Origin of the sequence: Microbispora sp. H10949, assembly GCF_014161435.1 — a bacterium.
GTDB lineage: Bacteria > Actinomycetota > Actinomycetes > Streptosporangiales > Streptosporangiaceae > Microbispora > Microbispora triticiradicis.
In genome coordinates this window covers 377,315-395,775 of sequence record NZ_JABBWZ010000005.1, presented here as the reverse complement: position 1 = coordinate 395,775, position 18,461 = coordinate 377,315, and the positions used below count along the sequence as shown (strand labels likewise).

The following is an 18,461-nucleotide window of genomic DNA, read 5'->3' as shown; positions in this document are numbered from 1 at the left end:
CGCCGTACGGCGCTCTCAGCGGGTCAGGTAGCCGGTGGGAAACGTGGTCACGGTGCCGCATCCGCACCCGGGGCAGGTCGTCCCGGACCAGGGCGGCTGGACGGCGACGCCCTCCCGCGTCCACACCGCGACGTCGTCCTCGTGCTTGTCCCCGTGCTCGCCGCCTTGCCCGTCTCCGGTGCGGCGGACGACGTACTCCACCTCCCAGACCAGCAGGCAGCGCAGGCACCTGAACGGCCACGTCTCGCCGGAGCCGATCGTCTCCCGCACCGGTACCACCCCCCACTGCCTCCGTCTTCGAGTCTCGGCAGGCGGCGAAACCACCGCAAGTGGCGGCGTGGACACGGAAAGTAATGTTTGCACCGTGCCCTGCCGTGCCCTGCCGTGCCCTGCCGTGCCCTGCCGTGCCCTGCCGTGCTCCGCCGGGCCGGGGGCGGATCAGACGACTTCGAGCAGCTCGTCGACGACCCCGAGCGCCAGCGTCTTGTAGCCCACCGAGTCGAACAGCACCGTGATCCGGTCCTGCTCCCGGCTCATCACGATGCCGTGTCCCCACTCGGCGTGCCGGACGTTCGCGTGCATGGGGAACGGGCCGTCGCCGGCCGCCGGCGCGGCCACCGTCCCGGACCGGCAGGTGTCGCAGTCGCCGCACGCCCGCTCGTACGGCTCCCCGAAGTACTCCAGCAGGAAACGGCGGCGGCATCCGGTCGTCTCGGCGTAGCCGCGCATCATCTCCAGCCGGGAGTCCTCCATCCGGTGCCTGAGGTCGTCGAGCTCCACCGCGCGGGCGGCGGCCTCGTCCGGCGGCGGGCCGCCGGGGACGTACCGCAGCGCGCCGCCGTGGGCGACCTCGACCGCGCCGGTCCGCTCCAGCAGGTTGACCTGCGAGGTGAGCTTGGCGGCTCCCACGCCGAGCAGCTCGCGCAGCTCCGCGGCGTCCACCTCGCCGCCGTGCTCGCGGACCAGCGTCGCGACGCGCCGGATCAGGTCGCCGTCCGCCCGGCCGCCCGCGAAGAACTTGCGCAACCCGAGGTCCTCGGGCCGGTAGAACAGCACGACCTCGGCCGGGTTGCCGTCCCGCCCCGCCCGCCCGATCTCCTGGTAGTAGGAGTCGATCGACTCGGGCGGCGCCGCGTGCAGCACGTAACGCACGTCGGGCTTGTCGATCCCCATCCCGAACGCCGACGTCGCCACGACGGTGTCCAGGTCGTCGCCCTGGAACCGCTCGTGGATGCTGCGGCGTTCGGTGGTCTTCATCCCCGCGTGGTAGGCCTCGGCCCGGCGGCCCCGCTCCTTCAGCAGGTCGGCGTACTCCTCGGCCTGCCGCCGCGTCGCCACGTAGACCAGCCCGACCCCCTCCAGCCCGGCGGCGTGGTCGGCCAGGGCGGTGCGCTTGTCGTCCTCGCCGACGAACCGCCGCACCTCCAGATGGAGATTCGGGCGGTCGAAACCCCGGACGATCTGCTGCGCCCCGGTCAGGCCCAGCGACTCGACGATCTCCTCGCGGACCGTGGGCGCGGCGGTGGCCGTCATCGCGATGACCGGAGGGTGACCCAGACGCTCGATGACCTTGGCCAGGCGCAGGTACTCCGGCCGGAAGTCGTGCCCCCAGGAGGAGACGCAGTGCGCCTCGTCCACCGCGATCAGCGAGGGCCGGGCCGCGGCCAGGCGCTCCACCACCTCGGGCTTGGCGAGCTGCTCGGGCGACAGGAAGACGTACTCGGCGTTCCCGGCGGTGACCTGGTCGAGGCCCGCCTCCACGGAGCCGGCCGAGTTGACCGCCACGGCGCCCGCGGCCCCCGCCTTGAGCAGGCTCATGACCTGGTCGCGCTGCAGGGCGATGAGCGGTGAGACGACGATCGTCGGGCCGTCGAGCAGCAGGCCGGGCACCTGGTAGACGGCGGACTTGCCGCCGCCGGTCGGCATCACGAGCAGCACGTCCCGCCCGGCGAGCAGGTGCTCCATCGCCTCCTGCTGTCCCGGGCGCAGCTGCTCCCAGCCGAACGCCTCCCTCGCCGTGGCGCGCAGCCGCCTGCCCCTGCGCCCGAAGCGGCGGCCGAACCGGCCGCCCGCCCACCCCCTGGCCCAGCCGCCGGACCAGTCCCTCGACCAGCCGCCCGACGTCCCGCCGAGCCGGTCACCGGGCCTGCCGCCGGACAGGCCGCCGTACCGCTGCCTGACGCTCATGCCGCCGCTCCCTCGCCGATCGGGCTCCGTCGCCCGATCGGCGTGCCACTACCCGCCGCACATGGGTCGAACCGGAATGGCCCACGCCGCTCACGGCGGGCGCGCCGCGGGTGGGAGGAGGCCGGGCCGCCCCTCCGTCACCTCCCGCCGGAGCGCACGGCCGGAGCGCACGACGCGGTGCGGTCGGAGTGATCGGAAAAGGTGCCCGCCGGCGTCGCCGCCGAATGATCAGCCGTGCGCGGGCGCGGCCGGGAGCAGGCTGTACGGTCGGGGCATGCGACTCGGAGTCCTGGACGTCGGTTCCAACACGGTGCACCTGCTGGTCATGGACGCGCACCAGGGAGCAAGGCCACTGCCCGCCTTCTCGCACAAGGAGGAGCTGCGCCTGGCCGAGCACCTCGTCGACGGGAACAGGCTCGGTGAGGAGGGGGCCGCGCGGCTGCGGGCCTTCGTGCGGGAGGCCGCCCGCATCGCGGAGGACAAGGGCGTGGAGGACCTCGTGGCCTTCGCCACCTCCGCTGTGCGCGACGCGGTCAACGGCGTGGACGTGCTGGCCCGCATCAAGGCCGAGACCAGGGTGGACGTTCAGGTGCTGTCGGGCGACGACGAGGCCCGGCTGACCTTCCTGGCCGTGCGCCGCTGGTTCGGCTGGTCCTCGGGACGGCTGCTGGTCACCGACATCGGGGGAGGTTCGCTGGAGATCGCCTCCGGCATCGACGAGGAGCCGGACGTCGCGGTGTCGCTCCCGCTCGGCGCGGGACGGCTCACCCGCGACTGGTTCACCGCCGACCCGCCCGGCCCCGAGGAGGTACGGACGCTGCGGCGGCACGTCCGCACGGAGATCGCCCGGACCGTCGGAACGGTGACCAAGTACGGCAGGCCGGACCACGCGGTCGCGACTTCCAAGACGTTCCGCCAGCTCGCCCGGATCGCGGGGGCGGCGTCCTCGACCGAGGGGCCGTACGTCAGGCGGACGCTGACGCACGAGCACCTGGTGGAGTGGACGGCCCGGCTGGCCGGGATGCCGGCGGCCCGGCGTGCGGAGCTGCCCGGCGTGTCCGAAGGGCGGGCGGGGCAGCTGCTCGCCGGGGCGATCGTCGCGGACGCCGCGATGGACCTGTTCGAGCTGCCGGTCCTGGAAATCTGCCCGTGGGCCTTACGAGAGGGGGTCATCCTGCGCAGGCTCGACAACCTGCCCATGGGGCGCTCCCCGGTGACCGATCAGTAAGGTATGAGCGCCCTCCAAACGGGGCAAGGCACCAATACTCGGCAATTTTTCCGCTCCTACCGCATGGCCGGTGATTGGACCGCCGGTCACTGGAGTGCCGTATCGGGGTCGACCTCTGGAGGAATGGGAATGGTGGAGCTGCTGGGAGCCGTGGTCTCCCTGGCGGCGGTGGCGGTGCTCGCGCTCGGCGCGTTGGTGACGATCGCGGTCGTGACCCTCGTCGCGCTGGGCGCGCTGGCGGCGAGCACCGGGCGCGAGAACTACGGCCGGGTGCCGCCCGTCCCGGCCGGTGAGGGCTCGGGAGAGCCGGCGCGCGGCGCGGTCTCGCGGGACGGCGCTGTGAGTGGTGCCGCACGTGGTGCCGCACGTGGTGCCGCGAGCGGTGCCGAACGTGGTGCTGAACGTGGTGCTACGAGTGGCGCCGTTCGTGGCGCGAACAGCGCCGCGAGCGGTGCCGTGCGCGGCGCGAAGGGCGGTGCGGCGGTGCGTGAGCACCGCGTCCGTGCGAGTGCCGCCTCCGTACGCGGCGCGTGACACCGCGTCTGGCGCACAACTCACCCCGGCGTCCCCGTCAGGCCCCGCCTGGCGGGGACGCCTCGTTTCCCGGGGTCTCCGCGGAGCTTCGCGCGGCCCCTCGTCGGCTCAGCGAGTGTCGCCGCTCTGCCCGGACAGCTCCTTGACCAGCTGGGTGAGGCGGGCGACCTGGCTTTCCAGCCCGCGCACGCGCGCCTCCAGTTCGGTCAGCGTGGGGGCTTGGAAGCCGTCGGCGATCTGCCTGCTCATATGTCCTCCCGAACGGCGCCGGCGGGGAACCGGCATTGGGGGTGCGGGCCGAGGGTTGTCGGGGACCTGCCTTTCTATTCCCGGAATACGTCGCTTGGCACCTCTTCTCGCGGGTGAAGATGGAGAGATGAAGGTCGTCGTGCTGGCGGACACCCACGCTCCCCGGCGCTGGAAGTCGTGCCCGCCCGCCGTCGCGCGGCACCTGCGGGGGGCGGACCTGATCCTGCACGCCGGCGACGTCTGCACGGCGGAGGTGCTGGTGGAGCTGTCGGCCTACGCGCCGGTGCGCGCGGTGCTGGGCAACAACGACGGCCCGGACGTGGCGGCCTGGGGGGCTCCCGAGACGCTCGAACTCGACCTCGGCGGCCTGCGGGTGGGAATGATCCACGACAGCGGCCAGGCCATCGGGCGGACCGCCCGGATGCGGCGCCGCTTCCCCGGCGCGGATCTCGTCGTCTACGGCCACTCCCACATCCCGATGGACCTGACCGGCGACGGGGTGCGGGTGTTCAACCCCGGCTCGCCCACCGACCGCCGCCGCCAGCCGCACGGCACGATCGGCCTGCTCGACATCGCCGGGGGCGAACTGCGGCGGGCCGAGATCGTGCCCGTCACCTGACGGACCGGCGGACCGGCCCGGGCGGACTGCCGGGAGACCTGCCTAAGGACCGTACGGCGGGGCATGGGGCCGGTATGAGAGAGAACAGACCACAGCCCGATCCGCGGTCGCGGTTCGAGGATGAAGGCATTCCGGACCTGCAGGAGGGCACACCCGAGCAGCAGTGGGCGGCCGACCCGCAGGAGATGCCGCTGCCCGGCGACCGGCCCCTTGGCCTCGACGAGTACGGCACCACCCCGAACGAGATGCGCGAGGGCGAGTCCCTCGACCTCCGCCTGTCCCGCGAGGTCCCGGACACCGACGTGCGCTTCGGCCCTGATGCGGGCAGTGAAACGGGCGCCGAGGGCGGCGAGCGGCCGGACGACGAGTACGAGGAGCTGACCGGGGACGAGGCCGGTGGATACGGGTCGGAGGACCCCGACGGCTACGCCACCGTGAACCCGGCCCAGGCGGGCAGGTACGGCACCGACGAGCCGGGCCGGGCCGGGCGGCTCGTCGACCCCGACGGCGGCATGGGCGTGGACACCGAGAAGGACATGATCGCCGAGGACGTGGGGCCGGACTTCGGCGGATACACCGCCGAGGAGCAGGCGATGCACGTGGAGGACGAGGGCCCCTGAGCCGCGCCGCCCGGAACGATCGGCCCTGGGTGGCCCGGGGCCGTGCCTCGCCCCGGGCCCGGGGTCGTGTCCGGTGGGGGCGGCGAGAGGACCCCTGATTCGTTACGCTGCCCCGATGGCGGATGTTCAGGAGACGCGGCACGAGTGGCGGGTGCCCCGGGGGATCGTCGCGCTGAAGGCCGCCGGCGCCGTGTTGTGCGCCGTGCTGGCGCTCACCGGCGACGGCTGGCTGCTCTTCCTCGCCGGTGTGGCCGCCCTGGGCTTCGCCGTGCTGGCCGGACGTGACCTGGTGGCACCCGTACGGCTCACGGCGGGGGAGGACGGGCTGGTCGTCAGCGGGCTCGGTGGCAGGGAGCGGATCTCCTGGAACGACGTCGACCGCATCCGGGTGAACACCAACCGCAGGTACGGCCTGACCACGGAACTGCTGGAGATCGACGCGGGGGAGCAGATCCACCTGTTCAGCCGGTTCGACCTCGGCGAGCCCGTGGTGGCCGTGGCCGAGGCGCTCATGCGGCTGCGCCCCTGACCCGGCCGCCCCCGGTCGGTGCCCGGGGAAGGCCGGCGAAAGGGGTGCAAGCGGATGTCAAGCTTGGCGTCCTAGAGTCCGGTGCGTGTCACAAACCGCTCTCATCACTCTGATCCTGTCCGGCCTCGGACTCGTCTTCGGCCTCATCGGCGGAGGGATCACGGTCAACGCCCGGGAGTTCCGCCGCCGGGCGCACCGCGCCAGCGGCCTCGTCGTGGGGCTGCGGGCGAGCCATTCCGACGACGGCACCGTCTACTACCCGACCGTCCGCTTCGTCACTCTGTACGGCCAGCAGGTCGAGGCCGAGAGCACGTACGGGAGCAACCCGCCGCCCGCGCGGCCCGGCGAGGAGGTGCCGGTGCTGTACGACCCGGCGAAGCCCACCCGGATCCGCATCGACAGCGCGGTGGGGAGCGGCACGCTGCTCGGCGGGATCTTCCTCGCGCTGGGCGTCGTCCTGTTCACCGTGGGAGCGGGCATCGCCCTCGGGCAGACGTTCTGAACACCCGGAAGGCCGCGCCACACGGTCGTGCCTGACGGATCATGGCCTGCTGCCCGGGACCCAGGGGGATGTCTCCTCCTGGACCCCGAGCGGCGGGCGGTCGGACTACGGCGCGGCGCGGCCGGTCACCCGGTGGCGCAGGCCGCGCCGTTCAGCGTGAACGCGGCGGGGGTGGCGTTGGCACCGCTGTAGGTGCCCTGGAAGCCGAAGCTCGCCGTGCCGCCGTTCGCGCCGATCGTCCCGTTGTAGGAGGCGTTCGACGCCGTGACCTGCTGGCCCGACTGGGTCACGACCGCGTTCCAGTAGCCGGTGATCTTCTGGTTCCCCGCGTACGTCCACTGGAGCCGCCAGCCGTTCACGGCGCTGGACGACCTGTTGGTGATCGTGACGTCCGCGGTGAATCCGCCGCCCCAGTCGTTCGTCCGGTAGGTCACCACGCATCCGCCGGCGGGCGGGCTGACGCTCGGCGAGGGCGACGGGCTGGGCGACAGGGACGGAGAAGGGGACGGGCTGGACGAGGGGCTGGGCGACGGTGACGGGGAAGGGGACGGCGACGGGGAGTGCGGGGGCGGGACCGTGTAGTCGAGCCCGTAGCCGTACTTGAACAGGGCGTCCTTGCCGTCCCCGTCGTTGATCGGCTCCTGGTCGGCGCTGCGCGGCCAGGTCATCGGCAGCCGCCCGCTCGGGGCGGAGTCGCCGAACAGCATGTCGGCCACGCCGCGCCCCTCGGTGCCCGGCAGCCAGGCCGCCACCAGCGCGTTCCACTGGTCGATCTGGCCCGCGATGTCCAGCGGGCGGCCGGAGACGAGCACCACGACCAGCGGCACGCCCGACGCCTTGAGCCGCTGCAGCGTCGCGAGGTCGGTGGAGTCGAGGCCCATCGACCCCGTCCGGTCGCCCTGGCCCTCGGCGTACGGCGTCTCGCCGACGACGGCGATCGCCGCGCGGTAGGACGAGTCGATGCCGCTGCCGTCGCGGTTGTAGGTGACCTGGGCGCCCGAGCCGACGAGGTCGCGGATGCCCTGCAGGATCGTGGTGCCGCCGGTGATGTTCCCGGACGAGCCCTGCCAGCTGATCGTCCAGCCGCCACTCTGGTTGCCGATATCGTCGGCGCTCTTGCCGGCCACGAAGATCTTGCCGCCGGTCTTCGCCAGCGGGAGCACGTCCCCCGCGTTCTTCAGCAGCACCAGCGACTTGCGCACGGCCTCGCGGGCGACGGCCCGGTGCGCGGCGCTGCCCACGGTGGAGGTGTAGGAGCGGTCGGTCAGCGGCTTCTCGAACAGCCCGAGCTCGAACTTCTTGGTCAGGATGCGCCGGTTGGCGTCGTCGATCCGCGACGTCGGGATGCGGCCCGCCTGCACCTCCTGCTTGAGGAGCGTGATGAACTTCTTGTAGTCGTTCGGCACCATCACCATGTCGACGCCCGCGTTGATCGCGGTGGTGATCTCGTTCGCGGTGAACCCGGTCTGGCCGTCGAGCTGGTCGATGCCCGCCCAGTCGGTCACCACGAAGCCCTTGAAGCCCAGCTCGCCCTTCAGCACGTCCGTGATCAGGTACTTGTTGCCGTGCATCCTGGCGCCGTTCCAGCTGCTGTAGCTGACCATCACGCTGCCCACGCCGCGCTGTACGGCGGCCTTGAACGGCGCGAGGTGGATGGCCCGCAGGTCGGCCTCGCTCAGCTCGGTGTTGCCCTGGTCCCGGCCTCCCGTGGTGCCGCCGTCGCCCACGTAGTGCTTGGCGGTGGCGAGGATGGAGGCGTTCCCGGCCTTCTGGAACCCGTCCACGATCGTGGTCATCTGCGTGACGAGCTGGGGGTCCTCGCTGAACGACTCGTACGTGCGGCCCCAGCGGTCGTTGCGGGCCACGCACAGGCAGGGGGCGAAGGTCCAGTCGATGCCGGTGCCGGAGACCTCCTCGGCGGTCGCCCGGCCGACCCGTTCGACCAGGTCGGGGTCGCGGGTCGCGCCCAGCCCGATGTTGTGCGGGAAGATCGTCGCGCCCACGACGTTGTTGTGCCCGTGCACGGCGTCGATTCCGTAGATCATCGGGATGCCGAGCGGGGTGGACAACGCCTGCCGCTGGAAGTTGTCGTACATGTCGGCCCAGGACGACGGGGTGTTGGGGGAGGGAGCCGAGCCGCCGCCGGACAGGATCGAACCCAGCCGGTACGCCGCCACGTCGGACACCGTGGTCAGGGCGCCCCGGTCGGCCTGGGTCATCTGGCCGGCCTTGTCGTCGAGGGACATCCGGGACAACAGGTCGGCCACCCGGGTGGCCACGGGCAGGCTCGGATCCTTGTAGGGAGCGTCCGCCGCCCGTGCGACGCCGCGGCCGGCGGCGGGGACGGCGCCCAGCGCCGCGGCGAGCAGCGTCACGAGCGCGATGATCCACGGGGATCTCAGCCGGGATGTCATGGGTCCTCCCTCACATTCCTGCTGACCGTAGGAATCAAGGGATTTTCGGGTCAAACAACGTCGGCTACGGACATGCGCCACCAGCCGTACGCCGGGAAACTTTCACGCCCGCGGCCCGCCTCACCGGGTGAAGCCGGCCAGCTCCTCGGCGAACTCGATCTGCGGCTCGGCCACGAGCAGCTCTCCGAACCGGGCCACGAACCCCGAGACGTACGGCGTGCCGAAGTGGGCGTCGCGCGCGGCGTCGTCCGCGTACTTCTCGTAGACGATGAACCTGTCCGCGCCCTGCCGGTGGATCACGAAGGTCAGGGCGCCCTTCTCGTCCCGGGTGGCGTCGACGATGTCGCGGAGCGTCGCCTCCACCTCCTCCGCGTGCTCGGGCTTGGCCTGCAGGATCGCCACGCACACCGACACCGTCCGGTCTCCTCTCGGCAGGGCCTCTGAGTCGTTGATCATGGTCAGCGTACGGCGCGGCGCGGCCGAGCGCCACCGGGGCGGGGCGACCGGCCGGACGGCAGGGGTGAGGCCGGCGCGGACGGGGGATGTCCCGACCGTCACCTGTCCCCCAGAGGCCGCCCTGAGAGGCCGCGGTTAGGGGTGCGCATGCGCGTCACCGCCGTCGAGTCCACCGAACTGTTCGTCCGCGGCCCCCGCCAGGTCGTGCGCGTCACCCTCGCCGAGGTGCCGTACGGATCCTCCCTGGTGGTCGAGGCCGGCGGCCCGGGAGCGCGCGGCCGGCGGACGGCCGGCGTCAGGGAGACCACGGAGCCGGGGCCCACGCCGGTGGTGGTGGAGGTGCCCGTCGAGACGGAGGGGCCGGCGCGGGCGCCGGGAGCCCGCGTCCCGATCACCGTGCGGGCGGCCGCGGGCGGTGAGCGGTGCGCGGCGGACGGCGAACTGGTCGTCGCCGAGCCGGGCTGGACGGTCTGGATGATCCCCCACTTCCACTACGACCCCGTCTGGTGGAACACCCAGGCCGCCTACACCGCCACCTGGGACCGGGCGGGCGGCCTCGCGCAGGCCCACCGGCAGGAGTTCCAGCACGCGGGCTTCGACCTCGTCCGGCTCCACCTGGACACGGCCCGCAGGGAGCCGGAGTACCGGTTCGTGCTGGCGGAGGTCGACTACCTCAAGCCCTACTGGAACGCCCACCCCGAAGACCGGACGTACCTGCGCCGCCTGCTGGCCGAGGGCCGGCTGGAGATCGTCGGCGGGACGTACAACGAGCCGAACACCAACCTGACCGGCCCGGAGGCGACGATCCGCAACATGGTCCACGGGATCGGCTTCCAGCGCGACGTGCTCGGCGGCGACCCGGCGACGGCCTGGCAGCTCGACGCGTTCGGGCACGACCCGCAGTTCCCGGGCCTGGCCGCCGACGCCGGGCTCACCTCCAGCTCATGGGCGCGCGGGCCGTACCACCAGTGGGGCCCGATGCTCCTCGGCGGCGGGTGGGGCGACCCGTCGGTGATGCAGTTCCCGTCGGAGTTCGAGTGGCTGTCGCCGTCGGGCCGGGGCGTGCCGACCCACTACATGCCCGCCCACTACAGCGCCGGGTGGTGGATGGACTCGGCGCCGTCCCTGGAGGAGGCCGAGGCCGCCGTCTACGAACTGTTCCTGCGGCTGAAGAAGGTCGCGGCGACCCGCAACGTGCTGCTGCCCGTCGGCACCGACTACACCCCGCCCAACAAGTGGGTCACGGAGATCCACCGCGACTGGAACCGGCGCTACGTCTCGCCCCGGTTCGTCTGCGGGCTGCCGAAGGACTTCTTCGCGGCGGTGCGCGCCGCGGGCGTCCGGCTGACGCCGCAGACCCGGGACATGAACCCGATCTACACCGGCAAGGACGTGTCGTACGCCGACACCAAGCAGGCCCAGCGGCACGCCGAGACGCGCCTCGCCGACGCCGAGAAGTTCGCCGCCGTCGCCACCGCCGTCCTCGGCGCGCCCTACCCGCACGCCGCCCTCGACAAGGCCTGGCGCCAGATCGCGTACGGCGCGCACCACGACGCCGTCACCGGCTCGGAGTCCGACCAGGTGTACCTGGACCTGATGACCGGCTGGCGGGAGGCGTACGACCTGGGCGGGCGGGTCCTCGACGCGTCGCTGCGCCGCCTGGGGGAGGGCCTGACCGGCGTCGCCGTCTGGAACCCCTCCTCCTGGCCGAGGACCGACCTCGTGCGCGTGCGGCTGACGCTGCCCGAACCGGGGACGTACGGCGTCACGCTCGACCCGCCCGCGCCGGGGCTGCTGCTGGAGCACCCCGAGCGGCACCCGGACGGCAGCCTGGCCGCCGTGGACGCGGTCTTCGTCGCCCGCGACGTGCCCGCGCTCGGCTACCGGACGTTCCGCCTGGCGCCGACCGGCGACCCCGTCCCGATCGGCTGGGCCGCACGGGAGGGGAACCGCATCGCGAACGCCACCCACGCGGTGGAGGTCGACCCCGAGCGCGGCGGGACGGTGTCGAGCCTCGTCGTGGAGGGCCGCGAACTGCTGCAGGAGGCGCGGGTGGGCAACGAACTGCTCGTCTACGACGAGCACCCGGCGCACCCGCGCTTCGGGGAGGGCCCCTGGCACCTGCTGCCCAACGGCGAGGTGACCGGTTCTGCCGGAGCGCACGCGGAGGTCGCCGTCGCCGAGTGCCCGGCGGGCCGGCGGATCACGGTGTCGGGAAAGGTGGGGTCCGGAAAGTCGGGGCCCGTCGCCTACACGCAGGAGATCACCCTCTGGGACGGGCTGCCCCGGGTCGATCTCACCACGCACGTGGACGACTTCCACGGCTCCGACGTGCTGCTGCGGCTGCGCTGGCCGGTGCGCGTGCCGGGGGCGCTGCCGGTCGCCGAGGTCGCCGGCGCCGTCGTCGGCCGCGGGTTCGCCCTGATCGACGTCGACTCGGCCGAGCACCCGTGGACGCTGGACAACCCCGCGCACAACTGGTTCGCGCTGTCGTCCACCGCCCGCGTCGTGCTGCGCACGCCCGCGGGCCGCGTCCTCGGCACGCGGGCCGTCGGCGTCGCCGAGATCATCGCACCGTCCGAGGCGCCGTCCGAGGCGCCGTCGGAGGGGCCGTCGGAGGCGTCGGCGGGCGGGGCCGGGGACGGGCTCAGGGACCTGGCCGTCGCGCTGGTGCGGCAGGGCGTCACCTCGACGTGCTCCACCGCCCCCGGCCCCCGGTACGGGAACCTGGCCGTCGACTCGAACCTGCCCGACGTGCGGATCGCCGTCGGCACGCCCGAGGAGAACCCGTTCGTCGCCGCGCTGCTGGACGACGAGGAGGCGGCGGAGCTACGCGCGCGGCTCGGCGCCGAGGGCCGGGCGCGGCTGTGGGTCCCGGCCGCCGAACCGCTGGAGAAGGTCTGGGTGCCGAGCGCGGACCTCACCGGAGCCCGAGACCTTCCCGTCCTCGTGGTCTGCGGCGAGGGCGCGGTCGAAGAACTGGTCGCCGACCTCGCCGACGCCGTGGTGGAGGTGGTGACCGGTGCCGAGTGCGACGACGGTGTATTCGACGACGCTGTGCCGGACGACGCCGTGCCGGACGACGCCATGTTGGCCGGCTACACCGTCGGGCTCGTCAACCGGGGCGTTCCGGGTTTCGCGGTCGATCCGTCGGGGGCGCTGCACATGTCGCTGATGCGCTCGTGCACGGGCTGGCCGTCCGGCGTGTGGATCGACCCGCCCCGCCGCACCGCGCCCGACGGCTCCAACTTCCAGCTCCAGCACTGGACTCACGCGTTCGAGAGCTGCCTGGTGGCCGCCCCGGGCGACTGGCGCGACGCCGGGCTCGTCCGGATCGGCCACGACGTCAACCACCCGCTGATCGCGACGGTGGGAGCCGACGGGCCCGCGGGCGAGTCACGGTCGTTCCTGGAGACCGGTCCCGGCCTGGTCCTCACCGCGCTCAAGGCCGCCGGCAACCCGATCGCCGAGGGCCGTACGCCCGGCCCGGTCACAGCGCTGACCGCCCGCGTGTACGAGGCGGGCGGCGGGACCATCCCGCTGTCGATCGCCACCACGCTGCCGCTCGGCGCGTGGCGGCGGGCCGGGCTGCTGGAGAACGTCACCGGGGACGCCCCCGGCACGCTCGACGGCATGGAGATCGTCACGCTCGTCGCCCCGCTGCTCGACGGCCCCGCCGACGGACCCGAAAAGGCGGCCGCGGGCGGCGGCCCGGCCGGGGGCGCCGTTTCTCACAGCATCGGGACTCACAGCATCGGGGCTCACAGCACTGGGGCTGGCAGCACTGGAGGCGGGGGCGCCGAGCCCGGCGGCGTGCCGGAGGCCGAGCCGCACCAACCGGTCTTCACGCGGTACTGGCTCAACGACACCGGGCCCGCGCCCATCGGCGACCTGCCCGTCGCGGTGCATTTGTCCGAGCCGGACGTCGACGTCGCCGGGCCGGTGGACCTCACACTGACCATCGCCTCCTGCCTCACCGAGGACCGGGCGGAGGGCGTGGTGACGCTCACCGCCCCCGGCGGCTGGACCGTGACGCCCGCCGTCCGGCCGTACGTGCTGCCGCCGGGCGGCCACGCGACGGTGCCGGTGCGGCTGACGCCGCCGCCCGGCGCCGAACCCGGCCTCTACCTGCTCACGGCGGGTACGGAGTTCGGCGGCCAGGCGTACGAGGACGTGACCCGGCTCCATCTCGCCCGGCCCGGCGAGGGAGGGCGGCGGTCGCCGGGCCTGGAGGTGACGGTCGAGGGCCTGGGCCACCCTCCCGGCCTCCGGCTGCGGCCCGGTGGCCGGGCGGAGGTCGTGGTCCGGCTGCAGTCCGGCGCGCGGTCGCCGATGCCGGCGCAGGTTCAGCTGGTCAGCCCATGGCAGACGTTCGAGATGTTCCCGGAGTGGAACGGCGGCACGGTCGTGCCGCCCGGGGACGAGGCGTGGGTGCGCTTCCCCGTGCGGGTGCCGCCCGGCACCCGGCCCGGCCGGTGGTGGGCACTCGTGAAGATCGCCTGTGCCGGGTGGGTCCACTACACCGACACGATCGAGATCGAGGTCGAGCCGTGAGCCCGGGCGCTCCGGTCCGCGATGGACGAGATCGCGGCGGTCGGGCCGTGGGACCTGGCGGTCCGGCCGGTGGCGGAGAGAGCGCGGCGGTGTGCCATGAAACCTGACGTTCCGGCCCACGACGCCGAGATCGCGGCGGTCGGGCCGTGGGACCTGGCGGTCCGGCCGGTGGCGGAGAGAGCGCGGCGGTGTGCCATGAAACCTGACGTTCCGGCCCACGACGCCGAGATCGCGGCGGTGGTGGGGGAGCGGGTGATGACGGTCGCCGAGGTGGACCACCGGCTCCGCCTGCTCAGAAGCGGGCCGCTCGCGGCCCGGCTGCCGGCCCCGGATACCGCCGAGGGCCGTAACCTGCGCCGCTGGCTGGTGCAGGTCATGGTGGCCGAGATCCTGGCCGGGCAGGAGGCGGCCCGGCTCGGCCTGCCACCCGAGCCGCCCGAGCCACCCGAGCCACCCGAGCCGCCCGAGCCCTCCAAGTCGCCCGAGCCGCCCGGGTCCACGACCTCCGCCCGGCCCACCGAGCCCTCGGCGTCCCCCGCGCCTTCCGGCCGTCCGGCGCCGCATCGTGTGGCGGAGGACGCCGCCCGGGCCGTGCTCACCCTGGCGGGCGCGCTGCGGACCGGCGGGGTCGCGGCGGCGGTGCTGGCGACGGCCCCGGCCGCGAGGGCGGTGTGCCGGGCGCTGACGGCGGAGAGCACGCCCTCCGAGGAGGACGCGCGCGACTACTACCGGCGCAACCTCGACCGTTTCACCACTCCCGAGACGCGCTGGGTCAGGCCGTTCGGGCCGGTACGGCGAGGGGACATGACCGGGCCGCTGGAGGACGCCGTCTTCGCCGCCCGCGAGGGGGAGACGGTCGGGCCGATCGATGGCCCCGGCGGTCCGTGGACGCTGGTGGTGGAGCGGATCGAGGCGGCGCGGCGCGAGCCGTACGAGGCCGTGCGCGCGCTGATCCGCGCGGAACTGGCGGAGCGCGAGGGGGAACGCGCGTTCGCCCGCTGGCTGGACGCCCGGCAGGCCGGGTGTGTGCGGCTCGCGCCGGGTCACGAGCATCCCGCCGACCCGGCGCAGCCCGACGCCGGCCACCGCCACTGACCGGCCCTCGGAGCGCCGCTCGGCTGCGCGGCTCTTCGGCACCGGCGGTCCGGGCGCTCGATCCGCACGCCCGATCCGGCGGCGAGGAGGATTGGGGGTTGCATCCGGTACCTGGGTACAGGCTTACCGTCGAGTCATGACCCAAGACATCGTCCTCGCTCAGGGATGGGCTCCTCCGGCGTGCACGCTGCCCACCGCCGACCAGCCGCTGCGGATGGCCGAGTTCGACGCGTTGTTCGCCGAGACGGTCCAGGGGATGCGGCGCGAAGAGCGTGGGCGCCTGCGGCTGGAGCTCGCCTTCGGTCCGGAGCACGCCGCGCGGGCGGCCGAGCTGACGGCGCGGGAGAGCGGCTGCTGCTCCTTCTTCACCTTCACCCTCACCATCGCCGGAGGCGGCCTGACGCTGGACGTGGCGGTCCCGCCCGAGCACGCCGAGGTGCTGGACGCGCTGCAGGCCCGGGCCGGCGCGGCCGGCCGATCCACGGCGTCCGCCGAGGTGGGGCGGCCGGCGTGAGGCAGGACGTCGTGCTGCGGGGCCCGGGCGGGCCCTATCTGCGCACCGGGCAGGTGGCCGAGCAGGCCGGGGTCAACGTCCAGACCCTGCGCTACTACGAGCGGCGCGGCCTGATCGCCGAACCGGCGCGCAGCCCCGGCGGGCACCGTTCCTACCCGCCCGAGACCGTCGCCCTGCTGACGGTGATCAAAGCCGCACAGCGGCTCGGCTTGCTTGAGGAGGTGGCCGAGCTGCTCGACACCGGCCGGCGTGGTCACTCCACCCCCGACCTGCGGGCCCGCGCCCAGGCCAAGATCCTCGAAGTGGACGCGAAGATCGCCGATCTGACCACCATCCGCCACGCGCTGGCCCAGGTGGTCAGCGCCGGGTGCGACAGCCTGACCCACTGCACCTGCCCGGACTGCCCGCTGCCCTTAGCCGGCCTGGCCGAAGGCCGCTCCCCGAAGGAGAGCTGACCCGTGAGCACCCACGAGGAACACCGCAGGCCGGTCGCGGCCCTGGCGCCCGGCCCGTCCGCGCTTCCGGCGGAGGGTCCGGCGAGGCCGGTCACGGTGCCGCTCGCCGTCACCGCTCACACGTCGGAGGGCCGCCGCCCCGCCCACGAGGGCGAGCCGCCGCTGCGCAGCAAGGTCGCCGTCGCGCTGGCCGTGCTGGCGTGCGCGGCCTGCTGCGCGCTGCCGGTGCTGATCGGCGCCGGGCTGCTGACCGGCGCGGGCGCGGCGCTGGCCGAGCGGACGCTGCTCGCCGTGTCCGGACTGCTGCTGGCCGCCGCCGCGGGCATGTGGTGGCTGCACCGGCGCACGACCACGGCCGCCGCGCGCAGCGCCGGAACAGGGCGCGGCCCGTCCGGAACAGGGTGCGGCCCGTCCGGCTGTGCGTGCGGCGGCTGACCCTGTGATCCCGCAGGACTGCGGCACCACCACACCAAATGAGACAGCCTGACCCACCGCACCTGCCCCGACTGCCCGCTGCCCTTCACCGGCGCCTGGCCGAAGGGCGCTCCCTAGTGCAGGGCTGACCCGTGAGCACCCACGAGGAGCACCGCACCCAGCTGCGGGCGCCGCGCCGACCGGCCGCGCCCGCATCGGACCGCCCGCCGACTAATCTCCAGAAGGGGGCATCCCGACCAGGCTCGAATCGAGCACCGGCCGGGCGGTGGATCGGACACCGCCGGAGCACGGCAGCCGGTCGCGCCGGTGGTCGGACCAGGACGTTTCGGGGCAGGTGAGTAGACATGGCACAGCAAGTCAGCGCCTTCGACGCGCAGTTCCTCAACTTCGAGACGCCAACGAATCTCGCGCACATCGCGGCGCTCACCATTCTCGACCCGTCGGACAGGCCGGGTGGTGCGCCCGCCCGTGAGGAGCTGATCGAGCTGCTCCGGCGGAGGCTCCACCTCGCGCCGCCGCTGCGCAGGCGGCTGGTCGAGGTGCCCTTCGGACTCGACCACCCGTACTGGGCGGAGGACCGGGAGGTCGACTTCGACTACCACGTGCGGGAGCTGGCGCTGCCGCCTCCGGGCGACGAGCACAAGCTGGCCGAGCAGGTCGCCCGGCTGCACGGGAGGCGGCTCGACCGGGGGCGGCCGCTGTGGGAGCTCTACCTGATTCACGGCCTCGCCGAGGGCCGGACGGCGATCTACACGAAGGTTCATCACGCGGCCGTGGACGGGGTCACCGGAGCGGAGGTGCTGGCGGCGCTGATGGACTTCGGGCCGCAGGTGGCCGACACGCCTCCCCCCGGGGACGCGGCCGAGCCGCAGCGGGCCCCCGACGTGGTGGAGATGGTGGTCAGGGGCGTCGCGCGGGTGCTGGACAACCCGCTGGCCCTGCTGCGTTTCGTCGCCGAGGCGGTGCCCCGGCTGGACGAGGTGCCGTTCGTCGCCCAGCTTCCGGGGGTGGGGCGGGTCTCGCGGTTCGTCCGGGGCATCGGCTCCGACACCGACGTGAACCTGCCGGAGCTGCCCCGGATGGTGGTGCCGCGCACGCCGTTCTCCGGGCCGATCTCGGAGCATCGGCGCTTCGCCTTCGGCGAGCTCCCGCTCGACGAGGTCAAGCGGATCAAGAACGCCTTCGGCGTGACCGTCAACGACGTCGTCATGGCGATGTGCGCGACGGCGTTGCGGCGCTGGCTGGCCAGCCGGGACGAGCTGCCCCGCCAGCCGCTGGTGGCCGGGATCCCGGTCTCCACCCGGGGTCAGACGTTCAACGGTTCGGCCGCCAACGAGGTCATGCTGACCATGACCACCCTGCCCACCAACGTGGCCGACCCGGGCGAGCGGCTGCACTCGGTGAACCGCTCGATGAGACTGGTCAAGGAACGGCTCGCCGCCGCGCCGGCGGCCTGGCTCCTGGAGTTCAGCCAGGCGATGCCGGCCGCGCTGAGCGCGCTGGCCGCCAGGTCGGCCTTCCGGATCGCCTCGCGCCGGGCCCCCGCGATGAACCTGATGATCTCCAACGTGCCGGGGCCGCAGTCGCCGCTGTACGTGTGCGGGGCGCGGGTCGTCGCGCTCCATCCGATGTCGGTGATCACGGATGTCAGCGGCGGCGTGAACATCACCGTGTTCTCCTACGACGGCCGGCTCGACTTCGGCATCGTCGCCGACCGCGAGATGGTGCCCGACGTCTGGAACCTCATCGACTACCTGCGGGACTCGCTCGCCGAGTACGGCGCGATGGCCGGCCCCGCCGAACCGCCTGCCCCCGAGCCACGCCGGCGGGGAAAGAAGGCCGCAGGGAAGGCCACAGAGGAAGTCACGGAGAAGGCCACCGGGAAGAGCACTGAGAAGGCCGCCAGGAGGGCCGCCGGGAAGAGCACCGAGAAGAGCACCGAGAAGACCGAGAGGCCCCCGAAGGCCGGCAGGAGCACCAGGACCGGGAGACCGGCCGGCTGACCCGCCGCACGCCGGCAGGGAGACCTTCCCGGCGACCGTCGCGCACCGTCGCGGCCGTGGCTCCGGC

At 73.6% G+C, this 18,461-nt stretch carries 17 protein-coding genes; 12 read left to right on the top strand and 5 right to left on the bottom strand.

All coding sequences use genetic code 11. The features are described 5' to 3' along the window. Positions 1-15: 15 nt before the first annotated feature. Complete coding sequence (locus HHX40_RS15285) at positions 16-270, bottom strand: hypothetical protein (RefSeq protein WP_182881099.1); 255 nt, start codon at positions 268-270, stop codon at positions 16-18. Between the two features lie 168 nt (positions 271-438). After that, the gene (locus HHX40_RS15280) at positions 439-2,187 is read right to left on the bottom strand and encodes a RecQ family ATP-dependent DNA helicase (protein WP_182873502.1); all 1,749 of its coding nucleotides are present in this window, start codon (positions 2,185-2,187) and stop codon (positions 439-441) included. Positions 2,188-2,461: 274 nt separating this feature from the next. Here HHX40_RS15280 and HHX40_RS15275 point away from each other — a divergent pair, with 274 nt between their 5' ends. Both HHX40_RS15275 and HHX40_RS15270 read left to right on the top strand, forming a co-directional pair. After that, positions 2,462-3,415, top strand: coding sequence for a Ppx/GppA phosphatase family protein (locus HHX40_RS15275; protein WP_117409324.1), 954 nt, complete (start codon positions 2,462-2,464; stop codon positions 3,413-3,415). A 129-nt stretch (positions 3,416-3,544) separates the two neighbouring features. Next, the gene (locus HHX40_RS15270) at positions 3,545-3,949 is read left to right on the top strand and encodes a hypothetical protein (RefSeq protein ID WP_182881098.1); all 405 of its coding nucleotides are present in this window, start codon (positions 3,545-3,547) and stop codon (positions 3,947-3,949) included. A gap of 108 nt (positions 3,950-4,057) precedes the next feature. Here the strand turns inward: HHX40_RS15270 and HHX40_RS15265 are convergent, their stop codons facing one another. Then, on the bottom strand, positions 4,058-4,198 hold the full coding sequence (locus HHX40_RS15265) for a hypothetical protein (protein WP_165900859.1): 141 nt from the start codon (positions 4,196-4,198) through the stop codon (positions 4,058-4,060). A 127-nt stretch (positions 4,199-4,325) separates the two neighbouring features. Here HHX40_RS15265 and HHX40_RS15260 point away from each other — a divergent pair, with 127 nt between their 5' ends. From HHX40_RS15260 to HHX40_RS15245, 4 genes are all read left to right on the top strand, one after another. Next, positions 4,326-4,817, top strand: a complete 492-nt coding sequence (locus HHX40_RS15260) for a metallophosphoesterase family protein (protein ID WP_182881097.1) — start codon at positions 4,326-4,328, stop codon at positions 4,815-4,817. 74 nt (positions 4,818-4,891) lie between these two features. Continuing rightward, entirely contained in the window at positions 4,892-5,437 is a 546-nt protein-coding gene (locus HHX40_RS15255; protein WP_182881096.1) for a DUF5709 domain-containing protein, read from the top strand. Between the two features lie 115 nt (positions 5,438-5,552). Next, complete coding sequence (locus HHX40_RS15250; RefSeq protein ID WP_208758954.1) at positions 5,553-5,966, top strand: PH domain-containing protein; 414 nt, start codon at positions 5,553-5,555, stop codon at positions 5,964-5,966. Between the two features lie 85 nt (positions 5,967-6,051). Beyond that, positions 6,052-6,468 carry a DUF3592 domain-containing protein gene (locus tag HHX40_RS15245; RefSeq protein ID WP_182881095.1) on the top strand — a complete coding sequence of 139 codons (417 nt, stop codon included), beginning with the start codon at positions 6,052-6,054 and terminating at the stop codon, positions 6,466-6,468. Positions 6,469-6,593: 125 nt separating this feature from the next. On the opposite strand, the gene HHX40_RS15240 is transcribed toward HHX40_RS15245, so the two are convergent. Beyond that, complete coding sequence (locus HHX40_RS15240) at positions 6,594-8,882, bottom strand: glycoside hydrolase family 3 N-terminal domain-containing protein (RefSeq protein ID WP_182881094.1); 2,289 nt, start codon at positions 8,880-8,882, stop codon at positions 6,594-6,596. Between the two features lie 120 nt (positions 8,883-9,002). Beyond that, the gene (locus HHX40_RS15235; protein WP_182881093.1) at positions 9,003-9,440 is read right to left on the bottom strand and encodes a putative quinol monooxygenase; all 438 of its coding nucleotides are present in this window, start codon (positions 9,438-9,440) and stop codon (positions 9,003-9,005) included. Positions 9,441-9,485: 45 nt separating this feature from the next. Here HHX40_RS15235 and HHX40_RS15230 point away from each other — a divergent pair, with 45 nt between their 5' ends. The 6 genes from HHX40_RS15230 to HHX40_RS15205 all read left to right on the top strand — a co-directional run bounded on the left by HHX40_RS15230 (position 9,486) and on the right by HHX40_RS15205 (position 18,394). Beyond that, positions 9,486-13,892 (top strand): NEW3 domain-containing protein, encoded by a 4,407-nt coding sequence (locus HHX40_RS15230; RefSeq protein ID WP_182881092.1) that lies wholly within the window; start codon positions 9,486-9,488, stop codon positions 13,890-13,892. A 195-nt stretch (positions 13,893-14,087) separates the two neighbouring features. After that, entirely contained in the window at positions 14,088-14,987 is a 900-nt protein-coding gene (locus HHX40_RS35705) for a peptidylprolyl isomerase (protein WP_220499120.1), read from the top strand. Positions 14,988-15,123: 136 nt separating this feature from the next. Continuing rightward, positions 15,124-15,501: a hypothetical protein gene (locus HHX40_RS15220; protein ID WP_182881091.1), complete on the top strand. Its 378-nt coding sequence runs from the start codon at positions 15,124-15,126 to the stop codon at positions 15,499-15,501. After that, positions 15,498-15,956, top strand: coding sequence for a MerR family transcriptional regulator (locus tag HHX40_RS15215; protein ID WP_310738115.1), 459 nt, complete (start codon positions 15,498-15,500; stop codon positions 15,954-15,956). The genes HHX40_RS15220 and HHX40_RS15215 overlap by 4 nt, the downstream gene beginning before the upstream one ends. 3 nt (positions 15,957-15,959) lie before the next feature. Beyond that, positions 15,960-16,391, top strand: coding sequence for a hypothetical protein (locus HHX40_RS15210; RefSeq protein ID WP_182881090.1), 432 nt, complete (start codon positions 15,960-15,962; stop codon positions 16,389-16,391). A gap of 344 nt (positions 16,392-16,735) precedes the next feature. Beyond that, entirely contained in the window at positions 16,736-18,394 is a 1,659-nt protein-coding gene (locus HHX40_RS15205; protein ID WP_182881089.1) for a WS/DGAT/MGAT family O-acyltransferase, read from the top strand. Positions 18,395-18,461 lie beyond the last annotated feature (67 nt).

Excerpts from the sequence above, each read along its gene's own strand:
- HHX40_RS15280 (WP_182873502.1), bottom strand. The coding sequence starts at position 2,187 with ATGAGCGTCAGGCAGCGGTACGGCGGCCTGTCCGGCGGCAGGCCCGGT.
- HHX40_RS15275 (WP_117409324.1), top strand. The coding sequence starts at position 2,462 with ATGCGACTCGGAGTCCTGGACGTCGGTTCCAACACGGTGCACCTGCTG.
- HHX40_RS15270 (WP_182881098.1), top strand. The coding sequence starts at position 3,545 with ATGGTGGAGCTGCTGGGAGCCGTGGTCTCCCTGGCGGCGGTGGCGGTG.
- HHX40_RS15265 (WP_165900859.1), bottom strand. The coding sequence starts at position 4,198 with ATGAGCAGGCAGATCGCCGACGGCTTCCAAGCCCCCACGCTGACCGAA.
- HHX40_RS15260 (WP_182881097.1), top strand. The coding sequence starts at position 4,326 with ATGAAGGTCGTCGTGCTGGCGGACACCCACGCTCCCCGGCGCTGGAAG.
- HHX40_RS15255 (WP_182881096.1), top strand. The coding sequence starts at position 4,892 with ATGAGAGAGAACAGACCACAGCCCGATCCGCGGTCGCGGTTCGAGGAT.
- HHX40_RS15250 (WP_208758954.1), top strand. The coding sequence starts at position 5,553 with ATGGCGGATGTTCAGGAGACGCGGCACGAGTGGCGGGTGCCCCGGGGG.
- HHX40_RS15240 (WP_182881094.1), bottom strand. The coding sequence starts at position 8,882 with ATGACATCCCGGCTGAGATCCCCGTGGATCATCGCGCTCGTGACGCTG.
- HHX40_RS15230 (WP_182881092.1), top strand. The coding sequence starts at position 9,486 with ATGCGCGTCACCGCCGTCGAGTCCACCGAACTGTTCGTCCGCGGCCCC.
- HHX40_RS35705 (WP_220499120.1), top strand. The coding sequence starts at position 14,088 with ATGAAACCTGACGTTCCGGCCCACGACGCCGAGATCGCGGCGGTGGTG.
- HHX40_RS15220 (WP_182881091.1), top strand. The coding sequence starts at position 15,124 with ATGACCCAAGACATCGTCCTCGCTCAGGGATGGGCTCCTCCGGCGTGC.
- HHX40_RS15205 (WP_182881089.1), top strand. The coding sequence starts at position 16,736 with ATGGCACAGCAAGTCAGCGCCTTCGACGCGCAGTTCCTCAACTTCGAG.